Raw genomic sequence first — 22,335 nt, 5'->3', positions numbered from 1 at the left:
GCCAGCCTAACTATTCACCTGCACAATCATCACCTAACGTGACTACCGTTGTTGCTGGAGAAGAAACGCTAGTTGCTTGGGTGTAAGTAACAATACATGCATCCGTTTTGCTATTACTTTCGTAAGAATAGGTAATAGAAGTATCATCTACTGATGAAACAACTTTCCAATCTTCATTTAAGCCTGTTACCACTTTGCCCAGTGCAGCCGATGTTGCTTTAGGGAAACCAAATGCTACTGGTACAGCCCCATCAGTCGTTGTAGAACTCGATACTGATTCAATACCATCAACCGCTGCTCGACCATAAGTAATACCCGCAGCGCCATCAATAGCACCTTTAAGACCTTCCAATGATGCTTTACGTGCATCACCTTGTAAGTTTAAAAATTTAGGGGCGGCTGTTACTGCTAGAATGCCAAGAATGACGATAACAACAACTAATTCAATTAAGGTAAAACCTTTTTGTTTATTCATTTTTACTTCCTTGTGGATATTAATTAGCTACACGAAGCGCCGTCGTTAACAACTGTTGTTGTTGCTGATGCAGAACTTGTTGCCTGCTTATATTCAACGTAACATTTATCTGTCGAGGCAAAAAATGTCGTTTTTCCTTTGAATGTACATAATAATGAGCCTCCAGCAGGTGAAGATTCCTTACAAGTCCAATCTTCTGTTAAACCATTCACTGCTGCCCCCAATGCACTCGAGGTTGCAGCTGGGTAACCATAAACAATATCGATACCCTCCACCTGCTCTCCAGATGCAGCGCCTTCCACACCATCAATCGCAGCTTTACCGTAAACAATGCTAGCTGCACCTTGAATTGCACCTTTCAACCCTTGGAGAGAAGCGTTACGGGCATCATTCTGAAGATTCAAAAACTTAGGTGCAGCCGTTACTGCAAGAATACCTAAGATAACAATAACAACGACCAACTCAATTAAGGTAAAGCCTTTTTGCTTAATCATAAATGTACATCCTTGTGGTTTTATTTAATTAAGCCCCATCACAAATGAAGCTTAATTAAATAGCGCTCATCCGAGCGCTATTTACGGTATTAGCTACAAGAGTTACCTGTTGCTACTACTGTTGTTGAAGCTGCAGCAGAAGCACTTGTTGCTTGTGTGTATTGAACGTAACAAGCATCAGCACTCGTCAAGTATGAATCTTTACCTTTGAATGTACACTTGATTGAGTCACCACTTGGTGTACCACATGTCCAATCAGTGCTTAGACCATTTACGGCCGCACCAAGAGCAGCTGAAGTCGCTTGAGGGTAGCCAAACTTAATAGGAATACCAGAAACCTCTGCGTCAGCCGCATCACTTGCTTCTAAACCATTAATAGCCGCTTTACCGTACACGATACCTGCAGCGCCTTGGATAGAACCTTTTAAACCTTCTAGTGATGCTTTACGTGCATCGTTTTGAAGATTCATGAACTTAGGTGCAGCCGTTACCGCAAGAATACCTAAAATCACGATAACAACGACTAATTCGATTAGCGTAAAGCCACCTTGACGTTTCATATGCATTTCTCTCTTTATTTCAAATCTACTTCAACACGGCCCACTGCCGGCTGGTAAGTAAAAGAATGCCCAGCGAATGGATTCACTTCGCCAGAGCTATTTTTGCTAGCTGATGCTAGCTGGTAATAACGACACTGTTTAGCGGCACCTGTGCCTTCAACTGTGACGAAAAATAAATCTTTGCCACTCGCTAGATCATCGCGTGATGTCGTTGCTAACGGTGGGTTTTGCATCAATTCTTGCAACAAATCTAAACAGTCCGTCGCCGTCATATCGACCACATCAGTTGTTGCACTGGTGTTTAACGCAAACGGATAACCAGGACGTATATTTAACGTGGTATCTTCTTGAGTTAATTTAAATTCAGTACCGTCGTAATCAACAGTATTATTATTTCCACTATCAACAGGGCGACCATACGCTTCCCATTGTGCTCTTGCTGAAATCACAGCCGTTGCAAAACCGCCTGTCATTCCTTCTATTGCAGATTGCTTAGCTTGATCGGTGATATTCATAAACCGAGGTAAAGCGGTTGCCGCTAAGATCCCGAGCACAATAATCACAACGACTAATTCGATAAGCGAAAAGCCGGCGTTTTTTTTCATTTCCCTATCCTTACTGTAAGAAACTCGACACTATTGCGACAAATTACTGGCAATATGTATTTTGTCATTAATATAAAATATTGCCAATTTTTTCTTAATGCCTATATCATATAAACATGTATTATAACTGTTTGAATCATCAGTACTTCTATAACCAAATGAATTATATTCAGGCCTTCCTATTCCATTTGACAATAAAGACCATATTTTAGGGCAGTCCAACTCCCCCTGTTTCAATACAATAGGCCATCCTAATTGGGTATATTCAAACGCAATATCACCAACCTTGTCATAATGAGGCCTATTATTTAACTCCCAGTTCTGACGCAGGTTTACAGCACCTTGATACAAATTATTTCGGGTTAAATCAAACTGAAGCAACTTGGCATTTTTTTGCACTTGCTGCCATTCGTATAACAAAACACTTATTAATATAAATGTAATTATTAGCCATGAAACATTTTGTAACCTTTTTTTGTGCTGTAACTCACGATCCCTTAGCGACATCGAGCATTCCCCACATAGGCAAAAAGATACCTAAAGCTAATAACAACACCATACCTGCCACAACAACCAACATGATGGGCTCTATTCGAGCTGTTAATGTTTTTAAATCATATTCCACTTCACGATCATAAAAATCCGCGACTTCTAATAGCAACTCATCGACTTGACCTGTTTCTTCGCCCACGGCAATCATTTGTAAAACGAGTGGCGTAAACACCCCTGATTTAGTAGCGGTGCGTGAAATACTGCTACCGCCCTCAATCCCTTGCTTCATTTCAATCAAGCGGTTTTCTAAAAATCGGTTACCTAACGATTCCGCTGCCATTTGAATCGCTTGATTTAAAGGCACACCAGCACGGATCATTAAAGAAAACGTACGAGCAAAACGCGCCATTTGAGCACGATTAACAATGCTTCCCGTAATAGGCATACGTAAGCGCCAGTTATCCCACTTTTCAGCCCCTTTCGGCGTATTACGCCAAAATCGTATACCTAACCAAATAGCGACGGATACGCCAATCATCATCGGCCAGTAATGAACAAAAAAGTTCGATGTTCCAATCAACACTCGAGTTGGCCATGGCAGTTCAACGCCAAAGCGCGAGAACATCGACGCAAATTGTGGAATAACTTTGGTATTTAATATCCCCATTGCTATCACGATAGCCGTTAATACAAATGTGGGATAACGCATCGCCGACTTAATTTGTCGACGGGTATTCATCTCTTGTTCGTAGTAATTCGCAAGCTGTAACAATACCTGATCAAGACGACCCGTATTTTCGCCGACATGGATCATTGAGATAAATAACCGAGAAAAAACCCGAGGATGTTGCTGCATCGCCACTGACAACGCGCGACCATTCGTCAAATCAAGGGTTAACGCTTCTAGGGTTGTTTTTAATAAAGGATGACTCGCACTTTGCGATAAACCTTTAAAAGCCCGTAATAGTGGGACACCCGCTTTGGTTAAACTGTATAGCTGTCGACAAAAGATCACGAGAATTTCTAGCGGTAATTGCGCTTGAAACAAAGCACTTAAATCAAACGCTTGTCCTTTTGCTTTACCGTGCGTTTCTCGGATCTCAAGGGGGATCACACCTTGACGCAGCAAGAGATCGGCTGCGGCATTAGCATTTGATGCTTCAATCGTTCCCTGTTTTAATTGGCCTTTCTCACCGCGCCCTCGGTAGCTAAATACTGCCATCTTCGTCTCTACTACTAGTTAAGAACATCCAGTACTTCACCTTCACCAAGAAGCAGTACCTCATCAATGCTGGTCTTGCCTGCTAAAGCAAGCTCCATTGCTGATTCCACCAGCGGTTTATAGCCTTCACTCTTTCTCGCCAGCTGGGTAAATAGCACCGCATTATTTTGACGTAACGCATCCATCATATCTTGGCGCATCTCAAGTAATTCAAAGACACCAATACGACCTTTGTAACCGGTAAAGTTACAGCTATGACATCCTCGTCCACGACGGAAAACATGATTGTTGTAGAATGGGAAACGGGTTTCTAGCCACGCTTTTTGTCCCGGCTCTAAAGCCGCATCTTCACCACAATCACTACAAATACGGCGTACCAATCGCTGCGCTAATACTGCACGAACGGCACTCGCCACCAAGTAACCTGGCGCTTCCATATCGATCATACGCAGTGCACTGTCTACCGCATCGTTAGTATGAAGTGTCGATAAAACTAGGTGACCCGTTAATGCCGAACGCAAGCCAATTTCGACGGTTTCCTGATCGCGCATCTCACCAATTAAGATGACATCGGGATCCTGACGTAAAAAAGTGCGTAGAATAGAGGAGAAATTAAGCCCAATCTTGCTGTTTACCTGAACTTGGTTAACACGCGGCAAACGGTATTCCACCGGATCTTCGGCAGTAATGAGTTTCTTACCCGGCTTATTTAATTCGCTTAATGCGCCATATAGCGTCGTAGTTTTACCTGAACCTGTTGGCCCTGTGACCAAAATCATGCCATGAGGACGTTTTAGCTGGCGACGAAAACGCTGCACGATATCATCCGGCATACCGATTTCATCAAGGCTTAAAATACCGGCGGACTGATCAAGTAAACGCATTACGACCGATTCGCCATGTTGAATTGGCATAGTAGAAATACGCACATCAACCGAGCGGTTTCGTACCATCATGTTAAAGCGTCCATCTTGAGGCAGACGCTTTTCAGAAATATCGAGGCCACTCATGAGCTTTAAACGCAATACTAGCGCAGAAGAAATACTGCTCTCATCAATCAGGTTTTCATGCAGCACACCATCAATACGTTGGCGGATACGCAACACATCAGCATCAGGCTCAATGTGAATATCTGAAGCGCCCACTTGCACTGCATCTTCAAACAATGAATTGATCAGTTTTACAACAGTCACTTCTTCATTGTCGGCCTCTTCCATGCCGAATGTGAAAGTGTGGTGATCTTGGTGTTCTGCTTTTAATTGCTCTGCAAATGACGCAATTTCTTGAGTACGGCGATAGTAACGATCAAAGGCAGCCAACAATTGACGCTCTGGCGCAATCACAAGTTCAACCCGGTACTGGCTGAGCTGATCAAACACCGCCTCTTGCGCTGCTAAGTCAGCAGGATCGCTCATCGCAACACGAACCGTATCACCATGCCGACCTAAAACTAACGCACGCAAGCGACGCGCATTTACTTCTGAAAGTAAACCAACATGTTCGCTATCCACTTGCACTCGTGTTAAATCAACAAGCGGCACATCCAACTGACGTGCCAAAAACTGCAGCATTTGCTGTTCAGTAAGAAACCCTAGATTAATTAAGGTGTCACCAAGCTTACGCCCCGTTGATTGCTGTTTTGTCAGTGCTTGTTCTAGTTGTTGCTGCGTAATGATATTTTCATCAACCAGAAGGTCGCCTAAGCGTTTACGTAATCGAATTTGCATCGGCTAGCTCCTATGCGATTTTAATGCAACTAAACGCTGCTGAATAAATTGTTGTGATGACGCTGAGATATTACCTAGCTGTAACGCTTTTTGATAAGACTCACGGGCTTTTTCTGCATTACCACTCCGGTCTTGAGCAATCGCTAATCCCATCCACCAGCGACCATCAAATGACGCTAAACGCACTAATTGTTGATAACTTTGAAGTGCTACCACATTGTTATTTAATCTTTGTGCTAACGCGCCACGCATAGCTAAATACTGTGAATCCATGCTGCCACTTTTATCATTTAACACCGCTAATGCCGCTTGATTTTGGTTTTCATTGACCAATAATTTTGCGAGTGTTAAACGTAACTGGGGTTGATTCGGTTGCTTTGCTAGCCCTTTTTCAAGCGTCGCAATCGCTTCTCTTACATTGCCTCGCCCATAATACAATGCCGCCAAACGTTGCCTTGCCATGATCCAATCCGGTCGATAATTTAAAGCCGACTCTAAATTAATAACCGCTTGTTTACTGTTTTGCTGCTCTAAGGCTTTTTCTGCATTTAAGTATTCAACTTGCGCCAATTCTTTTGGCGTTAAAGAAACCGTTTGAATCGATAATTCACTTTTAACAGGTTTTGGCGCAGGTGGCTTTGACTGGACTTTATGCTCTCGCTCAACCGCAGCCAATGCTTTTTCATAACCGCTTTCATAGCCTTGATCATAAGAGCTTTGTAACTCTTTTTGTTCATTTTCACTTTCAAGAGATTCTTGAGCGACAGGCATATTCGTAAGCTCAGCTGTGACTGATTTATCAATACGCTTTGAATGTGGTTGTTCTGTAACAACTGCCGTTTTAATTTCATCTGATGCTACAGGTGTTTTCACTGCAATGGTTGATAACGGTTTAACTGATGCAATCTCTTTCGTCGTTTCAGGTTGATCAACAATAGGCTCTGCGGCTATTTCTGTTTGTGCCATGGCTGGTGTAACAACACTATCAGGTTGATTTAACCACCACGCCATACCGACAAATGCCATGGTGCAGCAACCAACAGTTACCCATTTCGGCCATGCTGATGTTGGTATAGGTGCTATTTCTGCTGCACGTAATGGAGAGCCCTGCTGTGATACAGAAGCGAGTTTTACTTGGCTCAACTCATTAAGTCGGCGATTTAATTCACTCATGAATGACTCCATCCCCACAATATAGGAAATGACCACTTAGGTTGTTTTGCACCAAGGGTATCCCGAATAGCCATGAGAACTTCTTTTTTACTAACGATATATTTTTGCTCACAAAAAGTGGCAAGTAAGGACTTATGGCATAGTTGATTGATCAATCGTGGTATGCCACCACTGGCATACCAAATTGCGCGGCATATCGACAAGCTAAACACCATGTCAGTATAGCCAGCTTGATACAGTCGGTGTTGTATATATGCAACGGTTTCAGCCAAGGTTAATGGCCGTAAAACAGCACGAAATGTGATCCGTTGACGTAATTGACGCAATTGATGCTGAGCTAATCGTTGATCAAGCTCTGGCTGTCCGAGTAAAACGATATGTAGTAGCTTTTCTTGTTCAGTTTCTAAATTACCGAATAAACGAATCGCTTCTAACGCATCATCTGACAACGCTTGTGCTTCATCGAGTAACACTACCACCGATTGACCATTCAATCGGCGAGTGATTAATTCATCCTGAATTTGCTCTGTCAGTAAAGCATGGTCACTATTGGGTAGTAGGCTTAATTCTTTTGCCAATGAACGCTTTAATTCTATTCCACTACAGGCTGGCGTCGGTAGGTAAGCAAGATCAAAATGAGTTGGCAATTGGGTCATCAACATACGACACACTAAGGTTTTACCCGTTCCTACCTCTCCTGATACCTGTGTGATCCCTTCGCCCATTTGTAGTGCTGCCAACACGGTTTGAATCGCTTCAATATGTGATGGCAGCGCATGGAAAAGAGAGGTATTCGGTGTTAAAGAAAAAGGCTGCTGACTAAAACCAAAGTGTTCGAGATACATGAATTACCCTTCTTCAGGGAACCATTCATTAATCAGTGATCGAGAGCGTTCAATTTCTTGTTTCCAAGTATTGTCAGTCACAACTGTCGGTTTAAGTAAGATCACCAATTCAGTTTTCTTTTTCACTTTATTGATATGACGGAATAAATTACCAATCCCAGGAATATCACCAAGCAGAGGAACCTTCGAGACTTGATCATTAATGCTTGATTTCATTAAACCACCAATCACCACAACATCACCTGTTCGGGCGTGGATGATTGAATCAGATTCGCGAATAGTACTTTTTGCCAACGGTAATACCATAGGTTTTTCAGTACCGACTTCAATCGTTTTCTGTTCATTCTGCACATCAACAACCGCTGGGTGAACATGTAATAAAACGCCACCTTGGTCGTCAATCTGTGGCGTTACGTCTAACGAAATACCAGAGAAAAACGGGGTTAATGAGACATCTGGCGAAACATTATTGTTATCACCTGAGACGTTGCTGCTTGAAACGTCTGTCACAAAGTATTCATCACCACCGACTTTGATCACCGCTTTTTGGTTATTTGCAGCTGTCACTCGCGGGCTAGAAAGTACATTCAAATCCCCTTGAGTTGATAAGAAGCTCATCACCGCACTAAAGTTACCATCTGAAATAGTAACGTTAGTTTGACCACCTAAAAGTTCTGAGATGGCATTACCACCGGGTAGTGCACCAGCAACAATATCTGCTGCATTTTCAACACCATTCACAACAATATTTGTACCACCAATGCTGCGCGTTAAGTTATTCCAATCAATACCTTGTTGGTAACTATCATCAAGTGTCACCTCCATGATTTTCGCCTCAAGCACGACTTGACGCTTTAGACGACGTTGAGACATGCCCAAGAACTCTTTAACTTCACGTAATTCATTAGGGAAGGCGCGAACCGAAATAAGACCCGCTTGCGGTGATACCATGACATTTCGACCATCACCAGAGCCAATCATGCCACTCACGACTTTCTCTAACTGTGTCCAAAAATCACTGTCCGAGGTCGTTTCAATCGTTGTGCCGCCCGTTGTGGTATTACCACCACTTGATGATGAGCTACTACTATTATCATCACCTGATGATGAATTATTATCGCCATCACTAATAGAACCGGAGGTAATAGAGGTTAATGACTTACCTTTACGCTGTAATTGTAAATAATCAACGGGGATCACTTCAGTCCGTAGCGTTGCAGGGAAAACCTGAATAATATTCCCTTTACGCGTCGTACTATAACCGTAAATATCAGACACGACATTTAGCACTTCATCGAGAGTGACATCATTTAATTTCATCGTAATACGGCCAGTAACACCAGGATGAATGACGATATTAAATGGCGTGCCTTTTACTAAACTGGTAAAAAATGCATTGGCTTCAACATTTTTAGCATTAACACGAAAACGCTTTTCTAACGAAGAATTAGCAGGGTTAATATTGCTATCAAGTGATGGCATAAGATCAGCATTGACCGCAGACGGTAGCTCCATTAACGGACGGCTACTCGCTTCATTCGCAGCTTCATTTAAGGCCTTCTTCACTTCAACAGGGTTTTGATGCCCCATATTAGTTGAACAGCCCGCTAAGGATGCAATGGTGATCCCTAGAAGAATTCGACGCATAATATTTAACCTTAATTCGTTCGTATATTTTCAGCAAATAACGCCAAATGCCACTTTTTGCCACTACGACTTAAAGTAACACTACTTTCAGAAACATTTGTCAGAGTGTAACCATTGACGCGTTCGCCAATGCTGACCACTTGACCACTTAAAATCACCGAGCACTGCTGACCATCACAAATAATACTTTGTAACTGTGGCAATCGTGCCTGTGCTTGGCTCGTTTTGGCTTTACTCGCCACCCAACCTAATGGTGCAGTAGGATCTTGAGCAGCATAAGCACCGAAGGCGCATAAACTTAAAAGTAAAGCTGCCATCCATGTCATTTTCTTATCCACCAATAAAGTCCTTACTCTCACCTAAGGTATACACTTCCAGTTCCACCTTTGCCCATGGATACTTATCAACCTGATAGCTCAGGCTTCGCCAGTAATATTTAACCGGTAATGCTTCCAATTTATTTAAGTAATTCACCACATCAAAGTAACGCCCTTTAAACGTTAAGCGAATGGGGTGAACAAAGTACCCCTGTTGATCACCACTCACTAGTTGGGATGACGGTAATGACGTCATTGACTCTAATTTTAATGCCGAGCTATGACGTAGAACTTGCTCTAGCAAGCCAGCCATTTGAACCGGCGTGATCAAACTACCAATTTTTGCTTCTAGCGCTTGTTGTAAGGCTTTATCTTCTTGCTGATATTGTGCCAATTTTTGGTTAATCGCTTTATCCGGATCTTGCTGTAATTTTCTATTTGCAACAATCAATTGATTTTGTGCGGTGATCACATCATTCTTGGTATCCACCAATGCTGTTTTAACCGTCTGTAAGGTCACCATTTGTGGCTCAATAATTAGCATATAGCCAATAAACAAGATGCCAAACCAACCTGTGATAGCAATTAACCATTGCTCACGCACCGACAAAGCAGCAAAACGCTGACTTAGCTCATCCCACTTGATCATTGTTCGCCCCCCTTAATGATGCTTTTACGCTCAGCTTGTAACTGAAAGGTCACGACATTTTTATCATTACGACCCAATGACATCATTTGGAAACGACGTTCAGCTAATGATGGATAAGTTTTAAATGCTCCTACCCAGCGAGGCACAGCATCAGGGTTACGTGCTAATCCACTTAAATCCATTGAAGTGCCTGAGACATAAATCTGTTGAACCGAGATATCGCTACTCGCCGCATCAGCTAACTGCTGTAACAATCCCGCATAGCCAACCTTTAAACTATCATCATGCTCTTCAATGACTTTAAGGGTGGCACGCTTTGCCGCGATTTCTTTTTCAAGCTCATGAGCGTGATTCTCTTTTAAAGGATCTGACAGCAATGCGGCAACTTGTACTCTGGCATGATCAAGTTTTTGTTGTTCAGCACTTAATAAGGATGTTTGTTGCGCTAATTTTTTTTGCTCAATCGTGTTCTGCCATGCATTCCAACCCGCCCACATCGCGAAAATGGCAATAAGTGCCACCCAACTGGCAACGATATTGGTGAGTGTCATCCACTGCTTAGTTGGCAGTAAATTGTCAGAATATAGATTGATTATCGCGTTTTTAGGCCGCTGTAATGCCGCCCAGCCTAAACGCGCAGCATTAGTATCAAGTAAAGGATCAACCTCTTGAATCGCCTCTACATTGATATTTAGACGTTTATTTAATTCTTCTGCTAAAGCTTGATTATCTTCGTTATCACAACTGATGATCAGCTGACTAATTGGATTATTACGTAACTGCGCACTAATGAAATCTAATGAACGTTGTAATTCAAGCGCTAAATTATCCAGCTGAAAACTACCACCATCCAGCGCTTGGCGATCAAATAACGGTAAAGTAAAACCACGTAATTGACGTTGAAAACACAGCATTTGTTCATTAAATGCAGTTAACTGCAGATTACCATCAACATCAGCATGGAGAATAAGTTGACTACGATTAGGATCAGAAAAGCGACTCCATGCAATGTCTTCTGTTGTGATATCCGAGACACGGCAACCACAATCATGACACGCTAAGACAACCTGAGTGATCAGTTGTTTTGATGCGACAAAAACCTGTAAACGATCTTTAGCTGTGGCAGGAAAACCATCAGCGACTAATTCAGACGGCGACTCATTGACTAAATCTTTGACTAAAAAAGGCAGTGCGGTTGACAGTTCATCAATACTCACTTCTGGTTTATCAATCACTAAACTTTGATATAAACCATGCCCTAGTACTAATTTTAAATCGGTACCTGAGAGTTGGTATTGTGTAATTAAGTTGCGTGCAGCATCGCTCCAATCAGAAACATTAGAGACCCCCATACGATCAACAATAAAATGTTCAGTTTTCGCTTGGACAAGGACAACCGTGTCGGTATAGAAAACCAAAGCAGCAGAGGGTTGAAAACTCGCTCGCTGAAAAAGCTTAGAGAATACGTATTTCATAATCGACCAGAAAAAGGCTATACATCCTGTATGATGCTTTTTTATTGATAAGGTTAGCAGCAGTTAATTACCGCCCCAATGATATACGATAAAATTATTGATAAACATCACTTAATTAATACTGTTTAAAAAACATTGAATTTATTAAAATAAAACAAATGGTTATTTTTTATAAAATCACATCTTCTTTGGCAAATAGACGACCTTGACCTGCAGAAACACCCAATTGTTTTAATATTTCCCATTCTTTATCGGTTTCAACACCAACAGCAATAATTTGAACATTTGAGTCATCACAAGCACCTAGCATACTTCTTACAAAAAGCTGGTTCTCTTGTCGTTTATTAATATCTCTCACAAGTCCTCGGTGCAATTTAAGGTAATTAACTTTTACCTCTTTAACGTAGTGTGTACTTACAATCGTACGTCCAGCTTGATCAACAGCTAGTTTACATCCAAGCCCTACTAATTTTTTTAATACCGGACGTAAGGCATCAAGGTTTTTGACTAATTGACTTTCAGATATTTCAAATATCACATGACTCAGTAATGGTCGTGGCAATTGTAATAATTCATTGAATAACCATTTCGTAAAAGATTTATCTAATAATGAATAAGCACTAATATTTATTGAGTAAACTTCTGGTGTTAATTCTCTTTTTAATAACGTGAATATCTGATTAATGACAGCGCGATCAAAACGTTGATTGAATCCAACTTGATTTACAATAGGCATGAAGAATGACGCTTTGATCAATTTTCTATGCTCATCTTGAATACGTGCAAGTATTTCTCGACTGATCACAATGTTATTCTCGGCATTAAAGATAGGCTGCTGATACAACAAAGGACCACCATGGGTTAAAATCCGATCAAACAACGTTCGCCAACGCACACTGCCTCGATCATCTTCATAATGGCTTTCCTTGGTAAAACGATTCCAACTGTTTGAGCCTTGTAATTGCGAGCTACGTAATGCGATATCAGCTTCATCCATAATACGACCTCGCCGCTCCCCACCTTCGAAGTCCGTCACGCCAATATGGCACCAGTTGTCTCGTTCCATTGATAATGGCGGAGACAAACGTTCGAGCGCATTCAATAGTTGATTAATAAAGAGTTTAATTTCTTTCGCTGATTGTTGTGGGATCAAAATTGCAAATTCAGCATCGTAGTAACGCGATAACATGGTGTCAGGGAAGCGCTGAATAAAATTAGACAGAATAATACTGACATCTTGGATAAATTCATCAGCAATTAACTTCCCTTCTTCAGAGACCACGTCATCCCAATCAGCCAAGCGTAACAAGATAACCGAGCCTTGATTATCAGGCTCTTGCAGCATGGACTTTAAGCGACTATCAAATAGGATACGATTCGCAGCACCTGTGAGTTGATCAAGGAAAGTATGGGTACGAATAAAGGTATCAAAGCGGCTACGCCCTTGGCGGGCATCTTTCAGTTCTTTTATTAATTGATCCATGGCTAAACTTGCCGTGCCAGGCCATTCATGATCATCACCCACCGCATAATCATCAACCTTTCCGGCTAAAATCATTCTTCCTCGCGTTTCTAATAATTCAGAGCCACGTAATTGAAGCTTTAACCAACGTACCCCTTGTACTAAACCAAAAATAACAATGCCGATAGCGAGACTAATAAATGACATCGCGCCGAGTGAATACGTAGACTCAGCATAAGGTGGAATAGATTCAATTGTCACTTTGTACTGAGGGTTTAGTTGAAGTTGATATTCACTGTCATAGAGAATATTAGGATCAGTAATCGACTCCATACTTTTATAGGCGTACACCACGCCATGTGGACTCGTTACCGTTAACCCCATGACATTACTGGATTTTAAAAGCTTAGGTAGCCAACGAGATAATGATGCGCCACCTTGAGGATCAGCAAGCTCTTGATCAATAACTTGAACAACACCGTTTAAATAATGGGTTAAGTAATCCTGACCAAGCTTACGAAAACTCAGTGCACCTCCGATGAAAATAACGAAGATGGCGCAAATAACAATCATTGTAACAAAAGCAACTAACCGATTAGTTAACTTCATCCCTGAGGCTTTTCTCATAACATCCTAACTCTACACACTATTATTCAAATCAATTTACTATTATCAGCTACAACTTATATAGTAGAGCACCATTATGAAGTGTTTTTCATTTTAAGGTTAATATATCCACAATATCATTCCGTCACGCGCTATTTTCATTTAACGCGATACGTTACATTGAGCAAAACACAATGTGTCGCATAATGAAACAATCAATCTCATATTATGCGTGAAAGAAACAAGGAAAGGTTATCACCATGGACTGGATCACCTGCACTAAAAGCTTTGTCGCTGTCATTCATCAAGGATCGCTTTCTCAAGCCGCGAAGTATCTTGATATATCAAACTCAGCCTTATCAAAACGTTTGTCTTGGCTTGAACAACAGCTTGGGGTTCCTTTATTAAAACGTACAACCCGCCATTTATCACTTACTGATGCCGGAGATGTTTTTTTTCAGCGAAGTCAAACGTTATTAGAACATTGGCAACAGCTGATCACCGAAACGACGGCAACTAATGAAAAGATGAGTGGCACATTACATGTTGGCGCCCCATTAAGTACGGGAAGTCATTTTTTGATCAATATTATTGCCGCGTTTTGTCAGCGATACCCCAATATCAATATTACGCTTCACACCATCACGCCAGGACAATTACCTGATTTAAATCTCGACATTATTATTTGTAGTGAAATCGATAATTTTAATTCTGCCAGTTATATCGCCACCCCCCTATTTTCAGATAATGCGAGATTTTACGCCTCTCCGTCTTATTTAGAGCAATATGATCCTATTGAGTCACCAGAGCAACTGGCACAACATAATTGCTTACTACTAAATCAGCATAATCACGCCCATGAATATGCCTTCGATAATGGGTTAACGCTACGCTTACAAGGTAATTTCACTACCTCAAATCCAGAAATTTTAATCGCAAGTGCCGTCGAACATATGGGGCTAATATTAATCTCACCACAAAACGTACAACGAGAGTTAGCCCATGGTTTACTGATCCCTGTTTTAACGCATTTACAACTGCCCCAACAGACGACATTTGCCTACTACCTAAAGTTGAACTATCAACACACTAAAACGAAATGTTTTATTGATTTTATAAAAAAAAGCGCCTGACTTATCATTATCAAGATATAAAAAAAGCAGCGTTAAACGCTGCTTCTTAATATTCAATGATTATTTTATACAGGATTTAGAATGGGATATCGTCGTCAAAATCCATTGGTGGCTCATTGTACTGCTGCTGAGGCTGTTGAGGAGCCTGCTGCTGTGGTGCTGATTGCTGCTGCGGCGCATAGTTCTGCTGAGGAGCAGGTGCTGAAGCCGGCTGCTGAGGCTGACCCCAATTATTGTTTTGCTGTTGGCCCCCCATTTGCGCTTGGCCGCCTTGGTTTTGACGACCACCAAGCATTTGCATAGTACCGTTAAAGCCTTGAACAACCACTTCTGTTGTGTACTGATCTTGACCTTGCTGGTTCTGCCATTTACGCGTCTGTAATTGGCCTTCAATGTACACTTGTGAACCTTTACGTAAGTATTCACCAGCAACTTCTGCTAACTTACCGTATAAAGCAACGCGGTGCCATTCGGTTTTTTCACGCTGCTCGCCAGTATTTTTATCACGCCATGATTCTGATGTCGCAATAGTAATATTTGCTACTGCACCGCCATTTGGCATGTAACGAACTTCAGGATCATTTCCTAAGTTACCGACTAAGATAACCTTATTTACGCCACGACTGGCCATAGTTCACTCCAAATCTGATAGCGTACTATTGGTTTCTAATAGCCGCTTATTGAAAGTTTATACTCAATCGCGCAGTTTATCACGCTAGTAGAATTTTTACATAGTCCAAGTACAACGCAATAAAAACGGCAATCACAATTTCAGCGGATATCAGCTAAATATCTTTACCTCAACTGGCGCAAAATGTTGTGCTATTCAAATATGTCAATTTTCTGACACTTTCACAAATTATCGCGTTATCCTATATCGAGATAAAACAATAGTAGTACAAATCAAGGATAGCTAAATCATCACTCATTGTGATATCAGGACAAACTACCACTATTGAAAATTATAAAATTGTAACCCTATGATTTTGCAGCTACCATTGACTTACTTTTAATGCCATAACTTAGATGTAACAAACACCAAGTAAAGTGTCAGAAATAGTTAATGTGATACCTTTTTCTGACGTTTTAAAGCTAATTTCAAAGAAAAGACAACAAAATGTCACTCTAGCGTTAACACCACAAGCACTTTGGGAGCTTTAACCTAAGGGCGGTAGCGTAAAAAAATAATCGAAACCTATCATATAACACACGCCTCAGAGTCGTAGGCTTATTCATTTTTAGTATCTAATTTAGAGAACACAAAAAAGACATGCGTTTAAAAATAGTACTTCTATTATTATCAAGCTGTATGACTTTTTCTGTATGGGCTAACCCTTTACATGTAAAAGTAAGTCCTTTTATCTTCAGTAAATATTTAATTAACGATAATATTACCCAAGTAGCCAAAAATCCTATTTCGTCTCCTGTTATAGAGCTAACGCCCGGATTTATTATTAATGGTGAGAAAAGTACCAATACTTATGATCTTACCTACTATGCTAAGAAAGCAACGTTCTTAAACAGTGAACAAGATAATTTTATTGATCAAAACTTAGAATTAGATATTGAGCAGCATTTTACAATGCGTAATAAAATAAAGTTCAAATATCAATATATACAATCACATGACGGCCGTTCCGACATTCGCGATGATCTTCTTCCCTATGTAACTGAACCGGTTAAATACGATGCGCAGCACGGCATGCTTGATTACATATATGGGGCACAATGGGCACGAGGGCGATTAGAGTTTGGTGCTGGTTTTAACACTAAGCGTTTTAAGAACTACCGATACTTACCGGCGCCTAGTGATTTATCTTCGACTCGTTTTGATGACTTCAATGATCTATTACTGGAAGGTCAATTTACTTACCGCCCTTCCGATGTGAGTGCGTTTTTTATCCGAATAGAAAATCAAGATCGTACTTATCTCTATAATCGATTTGAAGGTAGCACTCTTGATAACAATACGAGCTATTTCTTTTTGGGATCGAAATTAGGCATCAATAAAGATACCAACGGTTCACTGATGCTTGGCTGGCAAAATAAAAGCTTTGCTCAAGCCGATCGTCCAACGTTTAGTGGCTTAACATGGCGAGGTGATTTCGCTTGGTCACCAGTAAAACGTTCAACATTTCGGTTAGAGACAAAACGAGAAATTCTCGACCCTGATGCCAAAAACGATTATCGCAAAGAAACGTATTACGATTTTTCATGGAAACACTTTTGGCTTAACCGACTGTACAGCGAAGTTAAGGCAAACTATTTAACCGACGAATATACCAGTGGTCTTCGAACCGATAAAACCACAGGCTATGAAACCTCTATCGGGTATGTCTTTAGAAATTATTTAACCTTTGTTACTGGATGGACAAAAGAAAGCAATCGCTCGACCGTCCCTATCAATGATTACGACCAAAATATTGTCTACTTTTCTGCTAATTTTAAATTGGATTCGCTATGAAAAATAAATTAAAAGCGTACTTATGCTTGTTTTTATTTGCCTTTGTTCCCCATGTTTATGCGGCACAAATTGATACAACACATTACCAACTGTCCCCCGGTGATAAGATCCAAATAAAAGTCTATGGCGAAGACAATTTATCGTTTGATGAAATCCTGATTCCTGACAGTGGCCAAATTAATTACCCTTACCTTGGCGCTATCACATTAAAAGGTCGTACCTTATCGCAAGTTAAAAATGAAATCACAAAAGGATTAAAAGGTGACTACCTTCTTAATCCTCAAGTGATGGTAAATCTGCTGAACTTCAAACAAATTTACGTGGGAGGTGAAGTAAGAAGACCTGGTGGTTACGAGTATCAACCGAATCTGAGTGTAGAAAAAGCCGTTGCACTTGCTGGCGGTTTTACCGATCGCGCTGACACGGATGACATCACCATTAAAGATGCTGACAACAAATTAAAAACTGACGATGCCAGTGTCAATATGGAAATTCAACCTGGCGATATCATTGTCGTTGGACAAAGCTTTTTCTAATTTTTATAGAGTTAAATTAATATGTTATTTAAATCACCAGAAGAGTTGGTTGTAAAAGACGAAACGATTAATTTCTCTAAATATTTTAATCGCATCAAAAATAATTGGCAGTGGATTGTGTTACTGACCGTGGTTTTCTGTACTGTCGTTTTTTTGAAGTCTCCATTAGCAACGAACTCTTATTCAGCAACATCAACATTAATGATTGATGCAACACCACTAAAACCGATTTCATTGCAAACTTTGCCCAATTACGATCCTACGCAAAAAGAATTTTATGCCACACAATATGCATTATTGCGTTCCAATGTGATTGCCGCAAAAGTGATCTCGAATTTAGATCTCACGAATAATGCTGCGTTTATGGGGACGGATGCATCACAACACGGTTCAATAAAAGCCAGAATTAAACAATGGCTGATTGATTTAAAACAGCCTTCTGATGGCAGTGTAAGTGTCAATGATAGTTTGACTCACACCACACCAGAACAATTAAAAGCATTGCAGATTTTTGCTAAAAACTTATTGATCACGCCTGTTGCTAAAACCCAATTAGTAATGGTGACGTACACCTCTAAAGATCCAACTTTAGCAGCCAATATTGCTAATGCTGTAGGTCAGGCTTACATCAATTATTATGTCGATATTAATGAAGAGACAAATAAAAAAGCCTCTGACTGGTTAACCTCACGCTTAACCGAATTAAAAGCGCAACTTAATACTTCAGAGAAAAAACTCACTGACTACTTAGCCAAAGAGAAATTGGTTAATACGATTGCGGTTGATGAACTTGCTAATAGTGAATTGATTAACTTAACCAATCGGTTAGCGGCAGTAACTGATAAACGCTTACAAACAGAGTCCCTTTACACCACACTAAGAGGTAATCGTCATCTTAGTTACAACCAAATAGATTCAATCAGTGAAATCTCTAATCACCCACAAATTCGAGACATCACTAACGCGGAAACAGATGCTGAAAATCTGGTTGCAGAGCTATCAAAACGCTACGGTCCTAAACATGAGAAAATGCTTGAAGCAGAATCTCAACTAAGAGCTATTCGTGCGCGCAAAGATCGCATGCTGACACGTTTAGTTGAAGGTATTCATAAAGAACTTGAAAGCAACCAACGTCAAGAACAAGATCTCACCGCTGAAATAAACAAGAAAAAAGAAGAGTTCCAATCACTTGCTGTTAAAAAGTTACATTATCAGTCACTTAAACAAGAAGTGGATACCAATAAGCGGCTACTTCAAGCTTTTCTTGATCGCCAAAAAGAAACTCTTGCAACAGATAACTACAAAGATTCTATTGCCCACTTTACGGACTACGCACTAAAAGCTTATCCGTCAGGCCCTAATATTAAAAAGAATGTTTTGATTGCAGGTATTGTTGGCTTTGGCTTAGCACTCTGTATTCTTTTTGCTATCCAGTTTTTCGATACCACGGTTGAATCATCAGAAGAGTTTGAACGTTACTTCGCACTCTTTTCATTAGGTAATCTCCCGTTTGTGAAACGTCTAGCGAAAAAGAAAGGTCCTATTGATGAACAAACGCTAAATATCAAAGAAAAACCCGCTTTCTTTGAAGGGATCCGTAACATAAGAACCGCATTGAATTTAGCATTAACCCCAGATCAACGTACCGTGATGATCACATCCGCATTAGCCAATGAAGGAAAGACTACACTTGCTGTTAATCTGGCACAATCATTAGCACAAACAGAGAAAGTGGCATTGATCCATGTCGATCTTCATAACCGTGGAACGGCACTATCAACACCGAAAGGATTAAGTGAGCTGCTCAATAATACGCTTTCTATCAATGATATTATGGCGAAATCTCACCTCGATAATTTGCTTGTCATTAACGCTGGTGAGCCCGTTTCCGATCCCCAAGAGCTGCTTTCATCATCGCGTTTTAATGCCATACTTGATGAATTAAAACAGCATGTTGATAAGATCATTATCGATACACCAGCAAGCCTTATTAGTAGCGATGCCTTAATTGTGGCAAAAATATCAGATGTAAATCTCTTAACTGTCGCTGCGAATAAAACCAAACGTAATGACATAGAGCAAGCGATACATAAGTTCAGTGCATATGGGATCAATATCGATGCCGTTATGATCAATAAAGTGATGTAACCGCTATTTAAAAAGGTTTAGCGGGCGGTTAACTCTCTGTTATTCGCTCGCTTTAAATAATAACGATGCTTGAAATTAAAAAAGATACTGCAATAGGTATTACTGCCTCTTTCCTTATCACTTCTGCACTGGTTTGGAATACCTTTCTAGGATCGGTGGCCGCCCTATTATTTATTCTTGTCGGTGGCACCGTTATTATATTCCACCTTCACCGAACATTATTAGGAATCCAATATAATTGGATGGTGATGGTCTACCCGATACTCGCTTTGCTTTCCGTATTATGGTCACAATATCCAGAAGCGACATTTCGCTCATCAATACAATTTATTTTAACAACTGTGATAGGTATTGCCGTTGCCTATAACATCAAAAAAGAACAGTTCTTTGTCGGCTTATCAGGCAGCGTCATTATTATTATGGCGCTGAGCTTAGTCTCTCACCGGGTAGAGACGAACGGTATGACAGGAGAAACCGTTTTAATTGGTTATCTTGGTAGTAAGAACTTTTTAGCACAAACCGCTTCGATTGGTTTTTTCGTGGGATTTGGTTTGTTTTACACCCTAGCTAAGAATAAAGTCGAAAAGATTATCGGGCTGTTGTCGATCGTCTTTTCTATTGCTGTCCTGTTAAAAGCCAAATCTCTGGGGGCGACAGTAACGTCTTTTGGCTCTATTTTTGCGTGCTTTTGTTTATATCATTTCTCCAATTTTGCGATCACCCAACGCGCACAAAAAGCGACCGTTAATCTGCTTTATTTGCTCGCTATGTGTGTCATCATTTTTGTCTATATCATCTTTGGCACTCCTGAATTTAACCACTTCATGATTGAAATCGGGAAAGATCCAACCTTAACCAGCCGAACACTAATTTGGGCTGAAGGGGATAAGGCCATTGCCCAAGCGCCCATTTTAGGTGCTGGCTATGATGCTATATTCCAGATTGGAAATCCGATCGGCGATGCGGTGTGGAAAATTGGTTTAGTACCACCAGGGGTGGGATTTAACTTCCATAACATGTTTATCCATTGGACAGTACATTTCGGTTATGTCGGCCTCACCATCTACCTTTTGATACTGGCACGACTGCTTTATAACATTCGTTTAATTGCCTGCGGACACTTTCAAAAAAGTGATTTCATTCCCGTTGCGTACTTTGTGTTTTTCATATCAAGAAGTGTGCTTGAAGTTGACTGGTTTGCCCAATTCACCCTCGCACATGTCATGTTTTGTTTTTGCTGGATTGAGCTAGAAAGTAGCGCTCACAAAGCAAAAAGATTAAATAATAAAGGTAATATTTCATGAAAACAGTGGCTATTTTTGGTGGTTCCGGTTTCATTGCTTCCCATTACATCAAGAAATTTATTGCTGAAGGGGTGAAGGTTTATTCGATTGATATTCGCGAGCCTAAAGTGCGTCACGATGAAGTTACTTACATAAACCATGACGTTAGAAACCTCAATGACTTAGTGATTGATGAGCCTATTGACTGTATTTACAACTTTGCTGCGATTCACACCACACCAGGGCACCCCACTCACGAGTATTACGAAACCAATATTGCAGGGGCTAATAACGTTTGTCAGTTTGCTGAGCGTAATAATATTAAAGAAATCGTCTTTACCAGTTCAATTTCGCCATACGGTCCAGGTGAAGAGCAAAAAGATGAAAATAGCCCATTAACGCCAAACTCAGCCTATGGCTACTCGAAAATGTTAGCTGAACAAATCCATAAAGCATGGCTTGAACGCAATAGTGAGCATCAACTGACTATTGTTCGTCCTGCTGTCGTCTTTGGCCCAGGTGAAGGCGGCAACTTTACTCGCCTTGCAGCAATGATGCGTAAAGGCTTCTTTGTCTACCCAGGTCGTAAAGACACCATTAAAGCCTGTATCTATGTGGAAGATTTGATCTTTGCCATTGAAGTGGCACGTGCAACAGACAATAACTTTGAATTATTTAACGGTGCTTACCCTGATCGTTATACCCTAGAACAAATCATAGAGGCATTTAAAGCAGAGCACTTCCCAGACGTTAAAGTCTATATGGTGCCAAAATTTGTGGTACTTGGTGCGGCTAAATTACTGCAATTGGTGAACTTTCTAAACATAGGTATTCACCCTGACCGCGTGATGAAGTTGATCCGCTCAACCAATGTTTACCCTGGCTGGTTAGTTGAAAACCACATAGAACTACCAGGCAACCTACAAACAGCGTTAACACGTTGGTCTAAAGACACTGACGGTAAGTTCGACTAATTACCGCGCCAATGCGGCAAGTGTTCTCACTTGTCGTATTACTTTCCA

21 protein-coding genes are annotated in these 22,335 nt (G+C 40.8%); 6 read left to right on the top strand and 15 right to left on the bottom strand.

The annotated features are described in order from the left end of the window. Window positions 1-10: 10 nt before the first annotated feature. The 14 genes from C9J38_RS07225 to csrD form a co-directional block, all read right to left on the bottom strand. Complete coding sequence (locus C9J38_RS07225; RefSeq protein ID WP_107206512.1) at window positions 11-475, bottom strand: type II secretion system protein; 465 nt, start codon at window positions 473-475, stop codon at window positions 11-13. A gap of 23 nt (window positions 476-498) precedes the next feature. After that, on the bottom strand, window positions 499-969 hold the full coding sequence (locus C9J38_RS07220; RefSeq protein ID WP_107206511.1) for a type II secretion system protein: 471 nt from the start codon (window positions 967-969) through the stop codon (window positions 499-501). An 89-nt stretch (window positions 970-1,058) separates the two neighbouring features. Further along, on the bottom strand, window positions 1,059-1,529 hold the full coding sequence (locus C9J38_RS07215; RefSeq protein ID WP_107206645.1) for a type II secretion system protein: 471 nt from the start codon (window positions 1,527-1,529) through the stop codon (window positions 1,059-1,061). 14 nt (window positions 1,530-1,543) lie between these two features. After that, entirely contained in the window at window positions 1,544-2,134 is a 591-nt protein-coding gene (locus C9J38_RS07210; RefSeq protein ID WP_107206510.1) for a type II secretion system protein, read from the bottom strand. A gap of 30 nt (window positions 2,135-2,164) precedes the next feature. Beyond that, the gene (locus C9J38_RS07205; protein ID WP_107206509.1) at window positions 2,165-2,641 is read right to left on the bottom strand and encodes a hypothetical protein; all 477 of its coding nucleotides are present in this window, start codon (window positions 2,639-2,641) and stop codon (window positions 2,165-2,167) included. Then, complete coding sequence (locus C9J38_RS07200) at window positions 2,622-3,848, bottom strand: type II secretion system F family protein (protein ID WP_107206508.1); 1,227 nt, start codon at window positions 3,846-3,848, stop codon at window positions 2,622-2,624. The genes C9J38_RS07205 and C9J38_RS07200 overlap by 20 nt, the downstream gene beginning before the upstream one ends. Before the next feature lie 14 nt (window positions 3,849-3,862). Beyond that, window positions 3,863-5,575 carry a GspE/PulE family protein gene (locus C9J38_RS07195; protein WP_107206507.1) on the bottom strand — a complete coding sequence of 571 codons (1,713 nt, stop codon included), beginning with the start codon at window positions 5,573-5,575 and terminating at the stop codon, window positions 3,863-3,865. A 3-nt stretch (window positions 5,576-5,578) separates the two neighbouring features. Then, the gene (locus C9J38_RS07190; protein ID WP_107206506.1) at window positions 5,579-6,748 is read right to left on the bottom strand and encodes a lipopolysaccharide assembly protein LapB; all 1,170 of its coding nucleotides are present in this window, start codon (window positions 6,746-6,748) and stop codon (window positions 5,579-5,581) included. After that, window positions 6,745-7,593, bottom strand: a complete 849-nt coding sequence (locus C9J38_RS07185; RefSeq protein ID WP_107206505.1) for an ExeA family protein — start codon at window positions 7,591-7,593, stop codon at window positions 6,745-6,747. Before C9J38_RS07185 ends, C9J38_RS07190 begins: the two co-directional genes overlap by 4 nt. Before the next feature lie 3 nt (window positions 7,594-7,596). Next, window positions 7,597-9,240: a pilus (MSHA type) biogenesis protein MshL gene (gene mshL, locus C9J38_RS07180; protein ID WP_107206504.1), complete on the bottom strand. Its 1,644-nt coding sequence runs from the start codon at window positions 9,238-9,240 to the stop codon at window positions 7,597-7,599. 11 nt (window positions 9,241-9,251) lie between these two features. Continuing rightward, a complete protein-coding gene (locus C9J38_RS07175; RefSeq protein ID WP_107206503.1) occupies window positions 9,252-9,578 on the bottom strand; it encodes an MSHA biogenesis protein MshK in 327 nt (108 codons plus the stop codon). Next, complete coding sequence (gene pilO, locus C9J38_RS07170) at window positions 9,571-10,206, bottom strand: type 4a pilus biogenesis protein PilO (RefSeq protein WP_107206502.1); 636 nt, start codon at window positions 10,204-10,206, stop codon at window positions 9,571-9,573. The genes C9J38_RS07175 and pilO overlap by 8 nt, the downstream gene beginning before the upstream one ends. Then, on the bottom strand, window positions 10,203-11,681 hold the full coding sequence (locus tag C9J38_RS07165) for an MSHA biogenesis protein MshI (RefSeq protein ID WP_107206501.1): 1,479 nt from the start codon (window positions 11,679-11,681) through the stop codon (window positions 10,203-10,205). The genes pilO and C9J38_RS07165 overlap by 4 nt, the downstream gene beginning before the upstream one ends. A gap of 169 nt (window positions 11,682-11,850) precedes the next feature. After that, window positions 11,851-13,770, bottom strand: coding sequence for an RNase E specificity factor CsrD (gene csrD, locus C9J38_RS07160; protein WP_107206500.1), 1,920 nt, complete (start codon window positions 13,768-13,770; stop codon window positions 11,851-11,853). 239 nt (window positions 13,771-14,009) lie between these two features. Here csrD and C9J38_RS07155 point away from each other — a divergent pair, with 239 nt between their 5' ends. Next, complete coding sequence (locus tag C9J38_RS07155; protein ID WP_107206499.1) at window positions 14,010-14,882, top strand: LysR family transcriptional regulator; 873 nt, start codon at window positions 14,010-14,012, stop codon at window positions 14,880-14,882. Between the two features lie 76 nt (window positions 14,883-14,958). Here the strand turns inward: C9J38_RS07155 and C9J38_RS07150 are convergent, their stop codons facing one another. Further along, window positions 14,959-15,513, bottom strand: a complete 555-nt coding sequence (locus C9J38_RS07150) for a single-stranded DNA-binding protein (protein WP_005371054.1) — start codon at window positions 15,511-15,513, stop codon at window positions 14,959-14,961. A 639-nt stretch (window positions 15,514-16,152) separates the two neighbouring features. Between C9J38_RS07150 and C9J38_RS07145 the strand changes: the two genes are divergently transcribed. The 5 genes from C9J38_RS07145 (at window position 16,153) to C9J38_RS07125 (ending at window position 22,287) form a co-directional block, all read left to right on the top strand. After that, window positions 16,153-17,346, top strand: a complete 1,194-nt coding sequence (locus C9J38_RS07145) for an outer membrane beta-barrel protein (RefSeq protein ID WP_107206498.1) — start codon at window positions 16,153-16,155, stop codon at window positions 17,344-17,346. Further along, window positions 17,343-17,882 (top strand): polysaccharide biosynthesis/export family protein, encoded by a 540-nt coding sequence (locus tag C9J38_RS07140; RefSeq protein WP_107206497.1) that lies wholly within the window; start codon window positions 17,343-17,345, stop codon window positions 17,880-17,882. The genes C9J38_RS07145 and C9J38_RS07140 overlap by 4 nt, the downstream gene beginning before the upstream one ends. Window positions 17,883-17,903: 21 nt before the next feature. Continuing rightward, on the top strand, window positions 17,904-20,030 hold the full coding sequence (locus tag C9J38_RS07135) for a polysaccharide biosynthesis tyrosine autokinase (RefSeq protein ID WP_107206496.1): 2,127 nt from the start codon (window positions 17,904-17,906) through the stop codon (window positions 20,028-20,030). Window positions 20,031-20,095: 65 nt separating this feature from the next. Beyond that, window positions 20,096-21,334: an O-antigen ligase gene (locus tag C9J38_RS07130; protein ID WP_107206495.1), complete on the top strand. Its 1,239-nt coding sequence runs from the start codon at window positions 20,096-20,098 to the stop codon at window positions 21,332-21,334. Further along, the gene (locus C9J38_RS07125; protein WP_107206494.1) at window positions 21,331-22,287 is read left to right on the top strand and encodes an NAD(P)-dependent oxidoreductase; all 957 of its coding nucleotides are present in this window, start codon (window positions 21,331-21,333) and stop codon (window positions 22,285-22,287) included. The genes C9J38_RS07130 and C9J38_RS07125 overlap by 4 nt, the downstream gene beginning before the upstream one ends. The last annotated feature ends 48 nt before the right edge of the window (window positions 22,288-22,335 follow it).

Origin of the sequence: Photobacterium sp. GB-210 (assembly GCF_003026075.1) — a bacterium.
Lineage (GTDB): Bacteria > Pseudomonadota > Gammaproteobacteria > Enterobacterales > Vibrionaceae > Photobacterium.
Note: the sequence above shows the minus strand (reverse complement) of the source record. Positions and strands in the feature narration are given on the sequence as shown.